This is a genomic window from Paraburkholderia sp. (assembly GCF_036488795.1).
In the GTDB taxonomy this organism is placed as follows: Bacteria; Pseudomonadota; Gammaproteobacteria; order Burkholderiales; family Burkholderiaceae; genus Paraburkholderia.
Genome location: NZ_DASXHA010000092.1, coordinates 15617 through 32446, shown reverse-complemented (window position 1 = coordinate 32446; position 16830 = coordinate 15617). Strand labels below are relative to the sequence as shown.

Genomic DNA, 16830 nt, shown 5'->3' with positions numbered 1-16830 from the left:
AGTGGTCCAGTGCGTGGGAAAGCGCAGATCCGTCCTTTCGGACTGATTCTTCCATGCTGCTCTCCTTACTGGACAAGAAAATCCCAGACGGGAGACGCATCTTCCCCAGCGGGGAAAATACGCACCCGCTAGGGAGAATTTCAATTGATCCGGACGAGGTCGTCTGGATCACCAAGTTTCAAGGGTCTGTCAGCCGTCTTGCGACGGTAGACCAGACGGAAGTCTGCCCGCTTTCGCGTGGAGTAATGTCCCAACCCCTATGCGGCCGATTACAGGCCGCCATTCGCTTTTTCCGTCCTCCCATACCCACACCACCATCAATGGATCTTGCGACCCACCTTGCCAATCAACGTCGATTGGCGACGATACGGGCTTACCACGTTCCCTGCCTGTCACACGACCGACTTAGGTCCCGCCTATTCCCCGGTGGCACTTCAACGACGTAGCCCAAATTCTAAGTGGGCTAACTGGCCACGTGCCGTTTGGCTTGAGCCCGAGCAGCATTTGGCTCAACACTGGTAACGAGGTTTATCAGCGGTTCACTTACATTGACCGTATCGGCCAGCCTAGCTCCTAGATCATCGCTGCTGACGATCTTCCAGCCACATGTTTCGCAACACCTGACTGCCCGAGAACTTCCAGGGGCTACATTGTCGGAAAAGCTTCACACCCCACCGTTACCAGTGACGCATGTCTTCCTAGGCTACGTTTGGTCGTACAAACGGTTCGCTGCTGCGAGGACACCGCAGTTGAACAATGACAGAACAGAGCTTTTAACCCTTCGGGGGTTACTAGGCTCAGATTTATGCGCGTGATCGAATAACCATCAAAACGATGGTGGCGAGACCCGCGCTATTTTCGTTTTAAGCGTCGCAATATTTCGTAACAATACTTCCTGCGAAGTGTCGTGCCGATACAACGCTTTCTGAGTTAATTCCAGCTCCCTGCAGCTCAAAACATCACCCGCCGGGAACTGTTGGCAAGCTCACTTCAGGCTGTTGTACCTGCGAAAATTCCTCAGGTAGTATTGCGCGAAGGCCTTGCCACACCTAGTCAATGCCGCTTTATAGAGCTTCGGCGCACCTCTACACGAAGGGTGTCGTGTCGCACTAGAATCGCCAGTTTAGAACATTCCTCGCGCGTTCGAGACCCGGATGCCGGCCGTCTCTTCCCCTGCCCCCACCATGCCTTCAGCGCGCCCGCCCGCTCCGCTTACATCCAACGCGCCGTCCACGGGCCGTACCGCGCCGGTGCACGAGGCGATTGCCTGCGACGTGTTTTGCGCGGTGATCGACAACTTCGGCGATATTGGCGTGTGCTGGCGGCTCGCGCGCCAACTGGCGAGCGAGTACGGCTGGCAGATGCGCATTTTCGTCGACGATCTCCACGCGTTCCAGAAGCTATGCCCCGCACTCGACCTCGACCGTAGCCGCCAGGCCGTGAGCGGCATCGTCATCGAGCACTGGCACGAGCCGTCGCACGCGGGCGAGACGCTCGAGGTCGCGGACGTCGCAATCGAAGCCTTCGGCTGCGAGTTGCCGCACGTCTACGTTGCCGCGATGGCGCGCCGCGAACGCCCGCCGGTCTGGCTGAATCTCGAATACCTGAGCGCCGAAGACTGGGTCGCGGATTTCCATCTGCGCCGCTCGCCGCACCCGCGCTATCCGCTGACCAAGACGTTCTTTTTTCCGGGTCTCGGCGCCGGAACCGGTGGTGTGCTGAAGGAACGCCATCTGGATGCCGCGCGCGCGACCTTCGAAGCGTCACCGCAGATGCGCGCCGGCTGGTGGCAAAACGCCATTGGCGCGCCCGCGCCCGAACCGGACGCCACGGTGATTTCGCTGTTTTCGTACGAGAACCCCGTCATCGACAGCCTGCTCGGTCAATGGCGCGACAGTCCGACACCGATCGTGCTGCTCGTGCCGGAGGGACGGATTTCGGGCGCGATCGCGCGCTTTTTCGGCTTGCCGGGCTTTGCCGCCGGCACGCACGCCGCGCGCGGCAACCTGCGCGCCCACGCGCTCGCCTTCACCGACCAGCCCGGCTACGACGCGCTCCTGTGGGCGAGCCACCTCAACTTCGTGCGCGGCGAGGACTCCTTCGTGCGGGCCCAATGGGCCGCGCGGCCGTTCGTCTGGCATATCTACCCGCAAGCGGACGATGCTCACCTGCCCAAGCTCGACGCCGCCCTCGCCCACTACGCCGGTCCGCTGCCGGCGCCTGCCCGCGCGGCGCTGGCGCGTTTCTGGCATGCCTGGAACGGCACCGGCCGGCCCGATTGGGCCGATTTCCAGCGTCATCGCGCGGCTTTTGAGCAGCGCGCGGCGGCGTGGGCGGTCGAACTTGCGGCGCCCGGCGACCTCGCTGGAAATCTGGCCGAATTCACAAAAAGTCAGTTAAAATAAGCGGTTATCCAACGGCCGACGACACAAGCGCGGCACGATGGCGGCGGCGAACCGGCTTCAAACGGAAATCGTCCTCGCGCATCGGCGCCGCTCGTGTACGCGCCCGCTCCGGGTAAAAAGCAGTTATCGGAAGGTAACGGGCCGCGGGCAACCGCCGCAAGCAGCAGCGACAGGCACCCAGCCCGCTTGCGCCGTATGCCGTTGAGCACAGTTGAAGCAACTTATTTCGTACAGGACAGTTTTATGAAGACCGCACAGGAACTCCGCACCGGTAACGTCGTGATGATCGGCGCAGACGCGATGGTCGTGCAAAAGGCCGAATACAACAAATCGGGCCGTAACTCCGCCGTCGTGAAGATGAAGTTCAAGAATCTGTTGACCGGCGCAGGCATGGAAACCGTGTACAAGGCAGACGACAAGTTCGACGTCGTCCTGCTCGACCGCAAGGAAGTGACGTACTCGTACTTCGCCGACCCGATGTACGTGTTCATGGACGCCGACTACAACCAGTTTGAAGTCGAAGCGGAAATGATGGGCGACGCGCTGAACTACCTCGAAGACGGCATGGCTTGCGAAGTCGTGTTCTACAACGAGAAGGCCATCTCGGTCGAACTGCCGACCACGCTGGTTCGCGAAATCATCTACACGGAACCGGCTGTCAAGGGCGACACGTCGTCGGGCAAGGTCCTGAAGAACGCCAAGCTGAACACCGGCTTCGAATTGCAAGTGCCGCTCTTCTGCAATATCGGCGACAAGATCGAAATCGACACGCGTACGCACGAATACCGCAGCCGCGCGTAAGCGTCCTCGCTGCCAGCGCGCGCCCGCTGCCTTGCGGGACGCGCCTGCCGCCGTGTCGTTCTCACGGCTTGCAAATGAAAAGCGCCTCTCACGGGCGCTTTTTCTTTTTTTCGCGACCGTGTATGGTTGAGGAAAACTTTACCGCTCCTTTTTCGATTTTTCCTGGCGAAGGCAGGCCGCAACGGGCCCACTCCCGGTAAATCACTGACGGGCTTAAGTAATTCCTGGTGGCACGCTCCCTGCTTGTATGAAGATCAGGCCTCGACAGGCTTTACTTCTTTCCAATGGGAGATGCGTCATGAATAACGACATCGCTGAAGGCAAGTGGAAGCAAATGATCGGCAAGGCGAAGACGGCGTGGGGCGAACTGACCGACGACGAACTGACCAAGGCGGAAGGCCGTGCCGAGCGGCTCACCGGCCTGATCCAGGAACGCTACGGCAAAACCCGCGACGAAGCCGAGCTGGAAGTGCGCCGCTTCTTCGATGCAAACCGGCATTTCTAGGTATCCATGAGTGGAGTGCACGACGCGTGGCAAGCGCGCCCACCTTCACTGTTAGCGCGCCCCTGGTTGTCGCGCTCCACAACGGACCAGATTGACTGACTCGGGATTGCGCAACGAATGAATCAAACTGCCGTTTCGCCTACCGTGTGGCTGCGCCCGTCCACCTGCCTTGTCCTCGTAGCGGCGGACAGTGCGACTGCGCGCCCGGTTTGGCGTCTCTCCAGAAACAACGGCCAGAAATCGTACCGCTGCCCTGCGCCTCACTGGCGACGGGGCGCGGATTTCCGTCCACTTTAAATTTCGCTCGCCATGCCACACGCTCTGATTGTCGAAGACGATCCCAATAGTCTGTCCGGTCTGTCGGCGATACTCGCCGCCGACGGTTTCTCCGTCGACACCGCCACGACACTTGCTGAAGCACGGGCGGCGCTGACCCGCTTCATTCCTGACGTCGTGCTGGTGGATCTGAATCTGCCCGACGGCAGCGGCCTCGACCTGCTCCAGCACCTGCCCGCGCAACCGCCAGGCGGCGCGTTGCCGGTTATCGTGATGACCGGCAACGCCACTGTCGAAAGTGCGATTGAAGGCTTGCGGCACGGCATCTGGGATTATTTGCTGAAGCCCGTCAACATTCCGCGTCTGCGCAGTCTGCTCGCGCGTATTCCGCGCCCGTACGAACTGACCGAGGAAGTGCAGACGCTGCGCGCCACGCTGCGTCAGCTCGGCCGCTTTGGGCCCATGCTCGGACGCAGCGGCTCGATCCAGCACGTCTACGACCTGATCGAACATACCGCGCCGACCGAAGCCGCCGTACTGATTTCCGGGGAAGCCGGCACCGGCAAGGAAGTCGCCGCGCGCACCCTGCATGAGATGAGCCGTCGCCGCAAGGGTCCGTTCATCACGTTCGACTGCCGCACGGCGGTCAGCCTCGCGGCGCATCGTTCACTCGACAGCGTGCTGTTCGGCCATGAACGGGGCGCGTTCAGCGGCGCCGAGCAACGCGAACAGGGTCTGTTCGAACAGGCGAGCGGCGGCACGCTCTTTATCGACGAGATCGCCGAATTGCCGCGCCCGCAGCAGGAGGCGCTGTTGCGCGCGCTCGATTCGCAGACCTTCATGCGGGTCGGGGGCACGCACCAGGTGGTGACGGACTTCCGGCTGATCGCCTCGACCCGCAAGTCGCCGCGCGCAGCCGTCGCCGACGGCAGCTTGCACGCAGATCTCGCCTTGCGTCTGGACGCAGCCGCCGTTACGCTGCCGCCCTTGCGCGAGCGCGGTGACGACCCTGCGCTGCTGGCGCAAGCCACGGTCGATGAGCTGAATCGCGAGGCAAGCGCCAGCGGCACCGCAGACGCCACCAAGCAGGTCGGACCCAACTTCCTGCGCGAGTGCCTTGCGTATGAATGGCCCGGCAACGTGCGCGAACTGCAGGACCGCGTGCGGCGCGCCTACCAGGCATCCGGTGACGTGCTCGAAACGCTGCGCGCCGACGAAAACGGCTCGGGCAACGGCCGCGACCTGAACGGCAGCCGGGTGCAGGTCACCGTCGGCACACCGCTCGCGGATGTGGAGGAAATGCTGATCCGCGCGACCCTCGATGCGGTCGGCGGCACGCGGCATCGTGCGGCGTCGCTGCTGGGAATCAGTCCGAAGACGCTGTACAACAAACTACAGCGGATGCGTCTGAATTAACCCGCATTGACGGGCAAACGGGCAAACGGGCAAAAAAAGACGGCGTCGCGGCGCCGTCTTTCTGGATCCGCGCGAACCGCTCAGGAAACAAATGCGCTGCGCAACAGCAACTGCGCCTGCTGATATTCCGGCTCAGCCACCAGCTTGCTCCATTTGAGCGCCTTGCCGCGCGGCCGCATGCTCCTGATGCGCCGTTGCGATTCCTTCGACGGCGTAAAACGCAACGCGTCCAGCACCTTCTCCGCTTCGGCCGGCTGATTGCAGATCAGCACCATGTCGCAGCCGGCCTGCAGGGCGGCCGTCGCCGCTTCGGTCAGCGTGCCGCCCTGCCGCGCGGCTTCCATCGACAAGTCGTCGCTGAAGATGGCGCCCGTGAAGCGCAGCTTGTTGCGCAAGATCTCCTGCAGCCAGACCCGCGAAAAACCGGCCGGCTTCGAGTCGACCTGCGGATAAATCACATGCGCCGGGATCACCGACGCCAGCGACAGGCCCAACCAGTCATAAGGCGCTACGTCGTCGCGCAAGATAACGTCGAGCGGCCGGTCGTCGACCGGCATCGCGACGTGCGAGTCGGCGTGCGCAAAACCATGTCCGGGGAAATGCTTGCCGCAGTTCGCCATGCCCGCGAGCGCGAGGCCGTGGTTCAGACTCTTCGCCAGCATTGCGACGACGCGCGGATCGCGATGAAACGAGCGGTCGCCGATCACCTGCGACTGGCCGTAATTCAGATCGAGCACGGGCGTGAAACTCATGTCGATGCCGCACGCGCGCAATTCCGTCGCGAGAATGTAGCCCACTGCCGTAGTGACCTTGGTTGCATGCAGGACATCGGAGTCCCACAGGGCACCCAACTTGCCCATTGCCGGCAGCACGGTGAAGCCGTCGGTGCGAAAACGCTGCACGCGGCCGCCCTCGTGATCGACCGCAATCAGCAGATCGTCGCGCACCTCGCGGATCGCGCCGGTCAGCGCTTCCAGTTGCGCGCGGCTTTCGTAGTGGCGCGCGAACAGGATCACGCCGCCGGTCATCGGATGAGCGAGGCGGCGCATGTCGTCGTCGTTCAGCGTTTTGCCGACCACGTCGAGCATCACCGGTCCGGGATTGGTTTTCATCGAATTCCGCAAGAAGGATAGATGACGCGGCCTGCGTGCGCCGCGTCGGGAGAGTTCAGGAGGCAGCGGGGCCGCCAGGATCCGCGGTTTCCGCGATCACGAAGGAGACCGCATAGTCCTTCTCGTCGCTGATCGTGACCTTGGCCGTGATGCCACGCGCCTCCAGCCATTGAGCGAGTTCGCCGGAAGCGACGACCATCGGCCTGCCGCTCGGCTCATTGAGCGTCTGCAAGGCGCGCCAGGTCATGGGCCAGCGCATGCCGAGACCGATCGCTTTGGAAAAGGCTTCTTTCGCCGAGAACCGCGTCGCGAGAAACGCAAGACCGCGCGCGGCCGAGCGCGCGTGGCGCGCGTGATAGACACGCAGCTCATCGGGACCGAGCACTTTCTCCGCGAAGCGCCCGTTGGTGCGGGTCATCACCGCCGCCACCCGGCTGACCTGAACGATGTCCGTGCCGATACCGTAGATTGTCATGCGTGACTGCGTCCTCGTTGTCGTGTGGTGGCGGCGCGGGGTCTGCGGATCTGATCAGTCACCCCGCCCCGCGCTCAGGCGCGTGCGGCGAGCCGCGCCGCGACCATGATCGCCTTCATCTCGCGCACGGCGTTGTCCCAGCCGGCGAAGATCGCATGCGCGACGATCGCGTGGCCGATGTTCAGTTCGACAATGCCGTCGATCGCCGCGATCTGCTGAACGTTCGTGTAATGCAGCCCATGGCCGGCGTTGACCTTGATACCCAGCGACACACCCAGCTCGACGCCACGCACGACCCGCTCATATTCATGCTGCTGCCCGGCCGGATCATGCGCTTCGGCATAACGGCCGGTGTGCAGTTCGATCACCGGCGCACCGGCTTCGTGCGCGGCGCGGATCTGTGTTTCGTCGGGGTCGATGAAGAGCGACACACGCGAACCGGCGTCGGCCAGTTGCTTGCAGGCGGCCTTGACGGCTTCGAACTGGCCGGCCACATCGAGGCCGCCTTCGGTCGTCAGTTCCGCGCGCTTTTCCGGCACGAGACAGACATCGTGCGGCTGCACTTCACAGGCAATGTCGAGCATCTCCTGCGTCACCGCGCATTCCAGGTTCATGCGCGTCTTCAGCAGTGGACGCAGCTTGCGCACGTCGGCGTCGACGATATGCCGGCGGTCTTCGCGCAGATGCAGCGTGATTACGTCCGCGCCCGCGTCTTCGGCGTCGAGCGCCGCGCGGATCGGGTCGGGATACGACGTGCCGCGCGCGTTGCGCAGCGTAGCGACGTGATCGATATTCACGCCCAGGTCGATGACAGTCGGCGACGTAAGAAAGAAGCTCATAAGTTCTGCAAGTCGATCAGGATCTGGCGCGTCGCGAGCGGCGTGCCGCCAAGGTAAGTGTTGAGCAGAAAGCGCATCAGCGTCTTGCTTTGCGCCACGGTCTGCGCACGATGGTAATCGTCCGCTTCCATATCGAGCAAGGTCTGCCCTGCAATCACCGGCCATTGTGCCGGCAGATCGTCGGACGCCTCGCGCACGCCGCGCTCGGGATCGAACACATAGCGGCCCTCCGGCTGCACCGCCTTGCGCGCCACCGTGCGATTGAGCGCCAGCGCGTAGCCGGTTTCGCGCAGCAGCACACGCTCGAACGAACGCAGCACCTGCACGGGCGGCTCGTCGTGCGCGAGGCGCGCGAGCGTCACGACATAGTGCTGGAACAGTTGCGGATGCGGGTCTTCACGTCCGCAAAATTTGACCAGCAATTCGTTGACGTAGAAGCCGCACAGCAACGCGTCGCCGGCGAGCGGCAACATGCCGCCCACCCATTCGGCGCCGGTCAGCGTGCGCACCTCGGATTTGCCGGACCACGACAGCGCAAGCGGCTGGAAGGTCTGCAGCACGCCACGCAGGGCGGAGTGCGGGCGCTTGGCGCCTTTGGCGACGAGCGCGAGGCGGCCATGGTCGCGCGTCAGCACGTCGATGATCAGACTGGTCTCGCGATGCGGATAACTATGCAGCACGAAAGCCGGCTGCTCCGTGATCTTGTATTCGGAGCCGGAACTTCGCGGACGGCGCGGCGGCGTTTTGCGTGCTTCGCCTTGATCGCCGGAGGTGGCAGCAGCAGAAGATCTTTTCGCAGCGCGCGCCTTCGACGGCTCGCGCGCCGGCGCGACCGGCTCGGCGTCGTCCGGTTCAGCGTCGGATTGCAGCGTCATCCACGCGTCATTCGTACCCATAGGCGCGGAGTCCGGCTTCGTTGTCGGCCCAGCCACTCTTCACCTTGATGAAGGTTTCCAGATACACAGGACCGTCGAACAGCTTTTCCATGTCCAGACGCGCTTCGGTACTGATCTGCTTCAGTTTGGCGCCCTTCTGGCCGATGATCATCGCCTTGTGCGTGTCGCGCTCCACCAGGATGGTGGCGAAGATGCGGCGCAGACGGCCTTCGGTCTCGAACTTGTCGATCAGCACGGTGCTCGTGTACGGCAGTTCGTCGCCGGTCCAGCGGAAAACCTTTTCGCGCAGAATTTCGGCGGCGAGAAAACGCTCGCTGCGGTCGGTCAGGTCGTCTTCGCCGTAGATCGGCGAACCTTCCGGCAGATACGGCTTGACGGTCGCCATCAGACGCTTGATGTCGTCCAGGTTCCTGGCCGACAGCGGCACGATTTCGTTGAACTGGCGCAGCGCGCTCACCTGTTGCATGAACGGGTACAGCGAGTCTTTATCAGAGACGCGGTCGAGCTTGTTCGCAATCAGCAGCGTGGGCACCGAAGGCGGAACCAGGTCGAGCACCTTCTGGTCGTCCGGACCGAAACGGCCGGCCTCGATGACGAACAGGATCGCGTCGACCGAGCTCAGCGTGGACGTCACCGCGCGGTTTAGCGAACGGTTCAGCGCGCCGCTGTGTTTGGTCTGAAAACCGGGCGTGTCGACGAAGATGTACTGCGCGTCTTCCAGCGTGTGAATGCCGGTGATGCGATGGCGCGTGGTCTGCGCCTTACGGGAGGTGATGCTGACTTTCTGGCCGACCAGCGCGTTCATCAGCGTGGACTTGCCGACATTCGGGCGGCCGACGATTGCGACCATGCCGCAGCGAAAACCAGTGGGAGTGGAAGCAGTCATATTCAGGCTACGGCAAGTTCGTATGGACGCGCGGCGAAACGCGCGCCCATGGCATCAGTGGCCGGCATCGGCGACGCGCGAGGGGACCGCGTCGGCAACACCGGGTTCGAGTTCGGCCGGCGCCTGCACGCCGGGCGCGAGTTCGCGGGTGCGGGACGCGGCGGGTTTGTCGGGGGCGTTTTTTTCAGCGGCGGGTTTGTCGCCCGACGCTTTGTCAGCGACGCGCAGCGCCGGCTCCGCCCGCTCGCCGGCGGCGGCCTTGTCCGGCTTGTCCTGTTTTTCTGGTTTGTCCTGCTTGTCGCCGCGCTCAGCTTTGTCTTTCTCTGCCGCGCCCGGATTGCTGTATTCGACGTGCGCGGCGCGGATCACGGCAAGCGGCGCGGGCGCCGGCACCACGGCAGGCGCCACACGCTCGGCCGCGGCCTCAGCCAGCCTCGCCTCGCCGCGCGCATGACGATCGCCCTTCCGGTCGGGTGCGCGCAGATCGAGCGCGGTCTGGACCCCTGTGACACCCGGGACGATCTCCGGCTCGGCATGCTTGGCCGCCCGCGCGCCTTTCGAACGCTTCGGCTTGGCCACCACGGCCGGTGCGGCGGCCATCACCTCGTCGAGCGCCTTTTTCGCGGCGGCCTGCTCGGCGGCGCGGCGGCTCGCGCCGGAGCCGGACACCTTTACGTCCAGCTTCGGCACCGTGCATTCGACTTCAAACTGCTGATTGTGCGCCGCGCCATGAGTGGCGACGACCGTGTACGTCGGCAGGGCAATCTTGTGTCCCTGCAGATATTCCTGCAGGAGCGTCTTCGAATCTTTGCCGAGCGTGCGCGGGTCGATATGGTCGAGAATCGGCACATAGAGCCGTTTGATGACCGTCTGGGCGGCGTCGAAGCCGCCGTCGAGAAAGATTGCGCCAAGGATGGCTTCGAGCGTGTCAGCGAGGATGGACGGCCGGCGGAAGCCGCCGCTGCGCAGTTCGCCCTCGCCCAGCCGCAATCCGTCTGAAATATTCAGGGCCTGAGCAATCTCGTACAACGACTGCTGTTTGACCAGGTTGGCGCGGACGCGGGACAGATCGCCCTCGTCCAGTTTGCTGAAACGTTGGAACAATAGCGCAGCCACCGCGCAATTCAGAACGGAGTCGCCGAGAAACTCGAGCCGTTCGTTATGCGTGGCACTGTGACTGCGGTGAGTTAAAGCCTGGCGCAACAATTCCGCATTGCGAAATTCGTAGCGCAAACGGCTTTCCAACGGAGATAGGGGCATGTGCAGAGTATAACGCGGGCGCCTGCCCCGGCGAAAACGCGGGGCGGCCAACGAAAAAGCGTGGTGAAGCGACCTTACCGCACGTTCTTAAAGTAGCGTGATAACACGCTGCAACGGATGCGAGACATCTGTGCAGCGTGTTGTGCGGAAAGTGATGCGGTCGATGCGGCGATGCTTAATGGAACGTCCCGATGCGTTTCAGGCTGCTGAAATTCATCCAGATAAAGAACGCGCGACCAACGATATTCTTGTCCGGCGCGAAGCCCCAATAACGGCTGTCAGCGCTGTTATCGCGGTTGTCACCCATCATGAAGTAGTTGCCCGGGGGCACCTTGCAGATCACACCGCGTGCGTTGTACGTGCAGTTGTCCCGGTACGGATAATCTTCCGCGCCGACGATGAACGGCGGCACCGCCGGGTTGTTCAGAATGGCGTTCTTGCGGCCGTCGAGATCTTCTTCGAATTGCTTCGCATAACCAATGCGCTCTTCGTCGAAGTAATCCGGCAGCGGCGTTTCCGGCACCGGCTTGCCGTTGATCGTCAGTTGCTTGTCCTGATAGGAAACCACGTCACCCGGCAGACCGATCACGCGCTTGATGTAATCGACCGACTCGTCTTTCGGGTAGCGGAACACCACCACGTCACCGCGTTCCAGCGGACGGCCCGCGGTGATCTTGGTGTTGGTGATGGGCAGGCGAATGCCGTATTCGTACTTGTTGACGAGGATGAAGTCGCCCACCAGCAGCGTCGGCACCATCGAGCCGGACGGAATCTTGAACGGCTCGACGACGAACGAACGCACGACGAACACCACCAGAATGACCGGGAAAAAGCTCGCGGAATACTCGAGCCACCACGGCTGACGCAGTTTCTCGTCACGCAGACGCGCGCGCGTTTGCGGCGCGTTTTCGTCGGCGAAACGCTCGCCGACGCGGGCCTGCTGACGGTCGAACTCGGCGACCGCCGCGTCGGCCGCACGCCGCCGTTGCGGCATGAAAACCAGTTTATCTGCGACCCATGCGACGCCCGTAATGATGACGAGCACAAAAAGAATCAGTGCAAAATTCATAGGGTTCCGTTGTTCGTCTTATTTGTCTTCGACACGCAGGATCGCGAGGAAAGCCTCTTGCGGAATCTCGACGGACCCGACCTGCTTCATTCGCTTCTTGCCTGCCTTTTGCTTTTCCAGCAGTTTCTTCTTACGGCTAATATCGCCGCCGTAGCATTTTGCCAGCACATTCTTACGCAACGCCTTGATGTTCTCGCGCGCAATAATGTTCGCGCCAATGGTGGCCTGAATCGCGACATCGTACATTTGACGCGGAATCAGCTCACGCATTTTCGCCGCCACTTCGCGGCCGCGATACTGGCTTTGCGAACGGTGCACGATCACCGACAAGGCGTCCACCTTGTCGCCGTTGATCAGCATGTCGACCTTCACGACATCCGCCGCACGGTATTCCTTGAACTCGTAATCCATGGACGCGTAGCCGCGCGAGATGGACTTGAGACGATCGAAGAAATCGAGCACGACTTCGCCCATCGGAATTTCGTAGGTGAGCTGAACCTGGCGGCCGTGGTACTGCATGTTGATCTGATTGCCGCGCTTTTGCGTGCACAGCGTGATCACCGAGCCGACATAGTCCTGCGGCATATACAGATTGACCGTGACGATCGGCTCGCGCACTTCTTCGATCTTCGAAGGCTCCGGCATCTTCGCCGGATTCTCGACCATGATGGTCGTGCCGTCGCGCTGCAGGACTTCGTACACCACGGTCGGTGCCGTGGTGATCAGGTCCATGTCGAACTCGCGCTCGAGACGCTCCTGCACGATCTCCATGTGCAGCAGGCCGAGGAAGCCGCAGCGGAAACCGAAACCGAGTGCCTGCGACACTTCCGGCTCGTACATCAGCGAGGCGTCGTTCAGCTTCAGCTTTTCCAGCGAATCACGCAGTGCGTCGTACTGGTTGGCTTCGACCGGATAGAGACCCGCGAACACCTGCGGCTTGACTTCCTTGAAGCCCGGCAGCGGTTCAGGCGCGGGACGGTTCACCAGCGTGACCGTGTCGCCCACCTTCGCCGCAGCCAGTTCCTTGATGCCGGCGATGATGAAGCCCACCTGCCCCGCTGACAAGACCTCGAGATTCTTCGATTTCGGCGTGAACACGCCGATATGCTCGACCGGATACTGCGCGCCGGTCGCCATCATGCGGATCTTGTCCTTCGGGCGCAGCGTGCCGTTGACGATACGCACCAGCATCACGACGCCCACGTAGTTGTCGAACCACGAGTCGATGATCAGCGCCTGCAGCGGCGCGTCGGCATCACCCTTGGGCGGCGGCACTTTGGCGATCAGCGCTTCGAGCACGTCTTCGACGCCGAGGCCCGTCTTGGCGCTGCAACGTGTGGCGTCGGTTGCGTCGATGCCGATCACGTCTTCGATTTCTTCGATGGCGTTTTCGGGATTCGCGGCCGGCAGATCGATCTTGTTCAGCACCGGGATCACATCCACGCCGAGTTCGATGGCCGTGTAGCAGTTGGCCACCGTCTGCGCTTCGACGCCCTGACTGGCGTCGACCACCAGCAGCGCGCCTTCGCACGCGGACAGCGAACGGCTGACTTCATACGAGAAGTCGACGTGCCCCGGCGTGTCGATCATGTTGAGGTTGTAGATCTGCCCATCGCGGGCCTTGTACGTCAGTGCGGCGGTTTGTGCCTTGATGGTGATGCCGCGCTCGCGCTCGAGATCCATCGAGTCGAGCACTTGAGATTCCATCTCGCGATCGGACAAGCCGCCGCAAATCTGGATGATGCGATCGGCGAGCGTCGACTTGCCATGGTCGATGTGCGCAATGATCGAGAAATTACGAATATGATCCATTCAGTACCGATCAAGCGAAAAAGGCGCGCTCGGACGATTGCGGAGCACGCCTTGTAAGTAGGTGAAAAACCTGTCTATTTTAGCCGAAAAAGGCTCCGGCCCGGCATATCTTGCAGCGCCGCACGGAAAGCCGGCTCGGGCGCGCGCGAGGCGTGAGGACTTTTCTTACGCTAGCGGGCCTGCACAGCACGCGCCGTGAGCGCGGCGCGCACCCGCCCTTCGTCGAGGTGATAGTGACACAACTCGACACCTTCGCAGACCAAAACCGGTACTCGCTCGTTGTAACGCGCTTCCAGTAAGGGATCGGCGTCGATATCGACGACTTCGACCTGCACACCGAACTCGGTCGCGAGCGGCCCGAGTGCGGCGCGCATCTCGTCGCACAAATGGCACCACGCGCGCCCATAGAGCGTGAGCGGCGCCGGCTTCGTCATTTTGACGCGGAGCCGCCGCGCGGACGCAGCGGCACAAACTGCGTGTTATCGCCACGACGCACGAGCAGTGCAACCATCTTCTGCGGGTCGAGGTGCGAAGTCACGGCGTCGAACTGCTTCGCACTGACGATGTCCGTATCGCCCACGCGCAGGATGATGTCGCCCTTCTGCAGGCCAACGCGCGCCGCCGGTCCGTCGACCTGATCGACCTGCACACCACCCTTCAGTTTCAGCGTCTTTTGCTGATCGGACGACAGGTCGCTGACGGCGACGCCGAGCGCATTGGTTGCGCGCTGCTTCGGCGGCGGCGCCTGCTTCTCGTCGGTCTTCGCGGTCTTGTCCGGCTGCATCTCGGCAATCGTCACCGGCAGATCGCGTGTCTGGCCCTTGCGCCAGACGGTGATGGTAGCCTTTGTGCCCGGCTTCGTATCGCCCACCATGCGCGGCAGGTCCGTCGCCGTATCGACCGAATGTCCGTTGAACTTCAGGATGATGTCGCCCGGCTGCACGCCCGCCTTGTCGGCCGGCCCACCCGGTTCGACGCTGCTGACGAGCGCGCCTTCGGCCGTCGGCAAGCCGAGCGAATCGGCTACGTCCTTCGTCACTTCGCCAATGGCCACGGCGATCCGGCCGCGCGTGACTTTACCGGAGGTCTTCAACTGGTCGGCCACGCGCATCGCTTCATCGATCGGGATCGCGAACGAGATGCCCATGAAGCCACCGGTGCGGCTGTAGATCTGCGAGTTGATGCCGATCACCTCGCCCTGCATATTGATCAACGGGCCGCCGGAGTTGCCGGGATTGACTGCAACGTCGGTCTGGATAAACGGCAGGTAATCGCCCGTGTCACGCCCCTTGGCACTGACGATGCCCGCGGTAACGGTATTCTCGAGGCCGAATGGCGAGCCGATTGCCACCACCCACTCGCCCACGCGCACCTTGTTCGAGTCGCCAATTGTCACGGCCGGCAGATTCGCCGCGCTGATCTTGACCACCGCCACGTCGGTGCGGTCGTCCACGCCGATCAGCTTGGCCTTGAACTCGCGTTTGTCGGTGAGCGTGACGTAGATGTTGTCCGCGTCGTCCACGACGTGCGCGTTGGTCATCACATAACCGTCCGACGACAGGATGAAGCCCGACCCTACGCCGCTGCTCTGTTCGGAATCGGAGTTATCGGGCGTGTCCTGATTGCCGCCGCTTCCACCGTTCCCATTGCTGCTGCCGTTATCGCTACCGCTGCCATTGCCGCTGCCGTTATCCCCGCCACCGCCATGCGGCGAGCCGGGCTGCTGCGGCAACGGGATGCCGAAAAAGCGCCGGAAGAACTCGGACATGTCGCCGTCGTCCATACCCGGCGGCAGGCCGTGAGTGTTACCGCCGCTGCTGGACACGCGCGTCGTGGTGCGAATGTTGACGACAGCCGGCCCGACTTTATCGACGAGATCGGTGAAGTCCGGAAGGTTGGCTGCGGGAGCCGCCGACGCCGCATGCGGTACGAGCGGCAAACAAATTGCCACCACCGCGGCCGCGAGGAATTTGCGCACCGTGAAAGTCGTCATATCGTAGCAAGCCGAGGGATTCGAAGGATTCGTGGGATTACTTGGGCGCCTTGTATTCTATGGCAGACGCAAATTGCTGTAATGTGGCTTGGGGCACTTCCCCTAGCAGAGTAATCCAGAAGTCTCCGCGACGCTTGACTAGCACGTGCGTTGCGCCGCTGCTGCCGGCACCTTCCTTACGCGTATTGTTTTCCACCGGCTCGACAAACACCGAGATGGCCGCGAGGCCGTCGGAGAACACCGCCTGATCGACGGGAATGGGCGGCTCGCCGGCAGTGGCCGCGGCCATCGGGCGACGCAATTCCCGAATCTTGCGAAAGCCCGGCACGGTAGGCTCGATCTGCCAGCCTTGCGCTTCCATGTCCACGGATTCCACCGGCGGTCGCACCACGGTCCAGCCGGCCAAATTGCGAATACCGTTGACGATGGCGGTCTTGTCGACCGGAACGCCAACGCTGATCTGCGAGAACGACAGCTGCTCGAGCACCTGACCGCTCGGATCAAGCGTTTGCGCACGTAGCAGCAGACCGGTCTTCTTGTCCGCCCACAACTTGTAGGCGAAACGGAAGCTGTCCTTCGGATCCAGCTCGACAACCTGGCTGTCGATACCGGCTACCCGGTCATCGCCGAGCAGCTTCGGCTCGTAGACGGACAGCACCTGATCTCCGCTGGCCGCCAGCAAGGCCGGGAACGAGTCCTTGTTCTGACGCTTTTCGACGACACACAGATGCCGCTCGGGAATGAACGTGTACATCTCGTCGTTATGGCGCAACATCTTGCGCGGTTTGCCGTCCAGGCTTTCGAGCTGCTCGAACTCACCGTCGTTGTGGGTTGCGTAATGGGCAATCCGCGAGGTTTGCACGAAGTTGCCCCGCTGGTAGACGAAGGCACCCTCGTAATTCTGCTGCTGGGCAGCCTGGTGAATGCGATCGAGCAGATCCGCCGCCGTACGGCGGGCGACGAGTGGGTCGGCGGATTGCGCAAAGACACGCGGCGTGGCGGACAACAATACGGCTGCACAGAACAAAAATGCCGGCAGCCGCCCCCAGATAGTCGTTTTATTCAACCGCAGTGTCTGCATCAAG

At 62.4% G+C, this 16830-nt stretch carries 15 protein-coding genes; 4 read left to right on the top strand and 11 right to left on the bottom strand.

What is annotated here, in order from left to right; all coding sequences use genetic code 11:
• Positions 1–1184: 1184 nt before the first annotated feature.
• The 4 genes from earP (at position 1185) to VGH41_RS12505 (ending at position 5403) form a co-directional block, all read left to right on the top strand.
• Entirely contained in the window at positions 1185–2405 is a 1221-nt protein-coding gene (gene earP / locus VGH41_RS12520; protein ID WP_331597756.1) for an elongation factor P maturation arginine rhamnosyltransferase EarP, read from the top strand.
• A gap of 243 nt (positions 2406–2648) precedes the next feature.
• A complete protein-coding gene (efp, locus tag VGH41_RS12515) occupies positions 2649–3206 on the top strand; it encodes an elongation factor P (RefSeq protein WP_117335116.1) in 558 nt (185 codons plus the stop codon).
• Between the two features lie 298 nt (positions 3207–3504).
• Entirely contained in the window at positions 3505–3711 is a 207-nt protein-coding gene (locus VGH41_RS12510; protein ID WP_331597755.1) for a CsbD family protein, read from the top strand.
• A gap of 309 nt (positions 3712–4020) precedes the next feature.
• On the top strand, positions 4021–5403 hold the full coding sequence (locus VGH41_RS12505; protein WP_331597754.1) for a sigma-54 dependent transcriptional regulator: 1383 nt from the start codon (positions 4021–4023) through the stop codon (positions 5401–5403).
• Positions 5404–5483: 80 nt separating this feature from the next.
• Here VGH41_RS12505 and nagZ read toward each other — a convergent pair whose 3' ends face one another.
• The 11 genes from nagZ to VGH41_RS12450 form a co-directional block, all read right to left on the bottom strand.
• Entirely contained in the window at positions 5484–6515 is a 1032-nt protein-coding gene (gene nagZ / locus VGH41_RS12500) for a beta-N-acetylhexosaminidase (RefSeq protein WP_331597752.1), read from the bottom strand.
• A 55-nt stretch (positions 6516–6570) separates the two neighbouring features.
• Positions 6571–6990, bottom strand: coding sequence for a holo-ACP synthase (gene acpS, locus VGH41_RS12495; RefSeq protein ID WP_331597751.1), 420 nt, complete (start codon positions 6988–6990; stop codon positions 6571–6573).
• 74 nt (positions 6991–7064) lie between these two features.
• The gene (gene pdxJ / locus VGH41_RS12490) at positions 7065–7829 is read right to left on the bottom strand and encodes a pyridoxine 5'-phosphate synthase (protein ID WP_331597749.1); all 765 of its coding nucleotides are present in this window, start codon (positions 7827–7829) and stop codon (positions 7065–7067) included.
• Positions 7826–8725: a DNA repair protein RecO gene (gene recO / locus VGH41_RS12485; protein WP_331597747.1), complete on the bottom strand. Its 900-nt coding sequence runs from the start codon at positions 8723–8725 to the stop codon at positions 7826–7828. The genes pdxJ and recO overlap by 4 nt, the downstream gene beginning before the upstream one ends.
• On the bottom strand, positions 8712–9611 hold the full coding sequence (era, locus tag VGH41_RS12480) for a GTPase Era (RefSeq protein ID WP_331597746.1): 900 nt from the start codon (positions 9609–9611) through the stop codon (positions 8712–8714). The genes recO and era overlap by 14 nt, the downstream gene beginning before the upstream one ends.
• A 54-nt stretch (positions 9612–9665) precedes the next feature.
• Positions 9666–10871, bottom strand: a complete 1206-nt coding sequence (rnc, locus tag VGH41_RS12475; RefSeq protein WP_331597745.1) for a ribonuclease III — start codon at positions 10869–10871, stop codon at positions 9666–9668.
• A gap of 175 nt (positions 10872–11046) precedes the next feature.
• On the bottom strand, positions 11047–11940 hold the full coding sequence (lepB, locus tag VGH41_RS12470; protein WP_331597744.1) for a signal peptidase I: 894 nt from the start codon (positions 11938–11940) through the stop codon (positions 11047–11049).
• An 18-nt stretch (positions 11941–11958) separates the two neighbouring features.
• Positions 11959–13752, bottom strand: a complete 1794-nt coding sequence (gene lepA, locus VGH41_RS12465) for a translation elongation factor 4 (protein WP_331597743.1) — start codon at positions 13750–13752, stop codon at positions 11959–11961.
• Between the two features lie 170 nt (positions 13753–13922).
• Complete coding sequence (locus VGH41_RS12460) at positions 13923–14186, bottom strand: glutaredoxin family protein (protein WP_331597741.1); 264 nt, start codon at positions 14184–14186, stop codon at positions 13923–13925.
• Positions 14183–15745, bottom strand: a complete 1563-nt coding sequence (locus VGH41_RS12455; protein ID WP_331597740.1) for a DegQ family serine endoprotease — start codon at positions 15743–15745, stop codon at positions 14183–14185. The genes VGH41_RS12460 and VGH41_RS12455 overlap by 4 nt, the downstream gene beginning before the upstream one ends.
• A 37-nt stretch (positions 15746–15782) precedes the next feature.
• On the bottom strand, positions 15783–16826 hold the full coding sequence (locus VGH41_RS12450) for a MucB/RseB C-terminal domain-containing protein (RefSeq protein WP_331597759.1): 1044 nt from the start codon (positions 16824–16826) through the stop codon (positions 15783–15785).
• Between the last annotated feature and the right edge of the window lie 4 nt (positions 16827–16830).

Coding starts and splice junctions, on each gene's coding strand:
- earP (WP_331597756.1), top strand. CDS start 1,185: ATGCCTTCAGCGCGCCCGCCCGCTCCGCTTACATCCAACGCGCCGTCC.
- efp (WP_117335116.1), top strand. CDS start 2,649: ATGAAGACCGCACAGGAACTCCGCACCGGTAACGTCGTGATGATCGGC.
- VGH41_RS12510 (WP_331597755.1), top strand. CDS start 3,505: ATGAATAACGACATCGCTGAAGGCAAGTGGAAGCAAATGATCGGCAAG.
- VGH41_RS12505 (WP_331597754.1), top strand. CDS start 4,021: ATGCCACACGCTCTGATTGTCGAAGACGATCCCAATAGTCTGTCCGGT.
- nagZ (WP_331597752.1), bottom strand. CDS start 6,515: ATGAAAACCAATCCCGGACCGGTGATGCTCGACGTGGTCGGCAAAACG.
- acpS (WP_331597751.1), bottom strand. CDS start 6,990: ATGACAATCTACGGTATCGGCACGGACATCGTTCAGGTCAGCCGGGTG.
- pdxJ (WP_331597749.1), bottom strand. CDS start 7,829: ATGAGCTTCTTTCTTACGTCGCCGACTGTCATCGACCTGGGCGTGAAT.
- recO (WP_331597747.1), bottom strand. CDS start 8,725: ATGGGTACGAATGACGCGTGGATGACGCTGCAATCCGACGCTGAACCG.
- era (WP_331597746.1), bottom strand. CDS start 9,611: ATGACTGCTTCCACTCCCACTGGTTTTCGCTGCGGCATGGTCGCAATC.
- rnc (WP_331597745.1), bottom strand. CDS start 10,871: ATGCCCCTATCTCCGTTGGAAAGCCGTTTGCGCTACGAATTTCGCAAT.
- lepB (WP_331597744.1), bottom strand. CDS start 11,940: ATGAATTTTGCACTGATTCTTTTTGTGCTCGTCATCATTACGGGCGTC.
- lepA (WP_331597743.1), bottom strand. CDS start 13,752: ATGGATCATATTCGTAATTTCTCGATCATTGCGCACATCGACCATGGC.
- VGH41_RS12460 (WP_331597741.1), bottom strand. CDS start 14,186: ATGACGAAGCCGGCGCCGCTCACGCTCTATGGGCGCGCGTGGTGCCAT.
- VGH41_RS12455 (WP_331597740.1), bottom strand. CDS start 15,745: ATGACGACTTTCACGGTGCGCAAATTCCTCGCGGCCGCGGTGGTGGCA.
- VGH41_RS12450 (WP_331597759.1), bottom strand. CDS start 16,826: ATGCAGACACTGCGGTTGAATAAAACGACTATCTGGGGGCGGCTGCCG.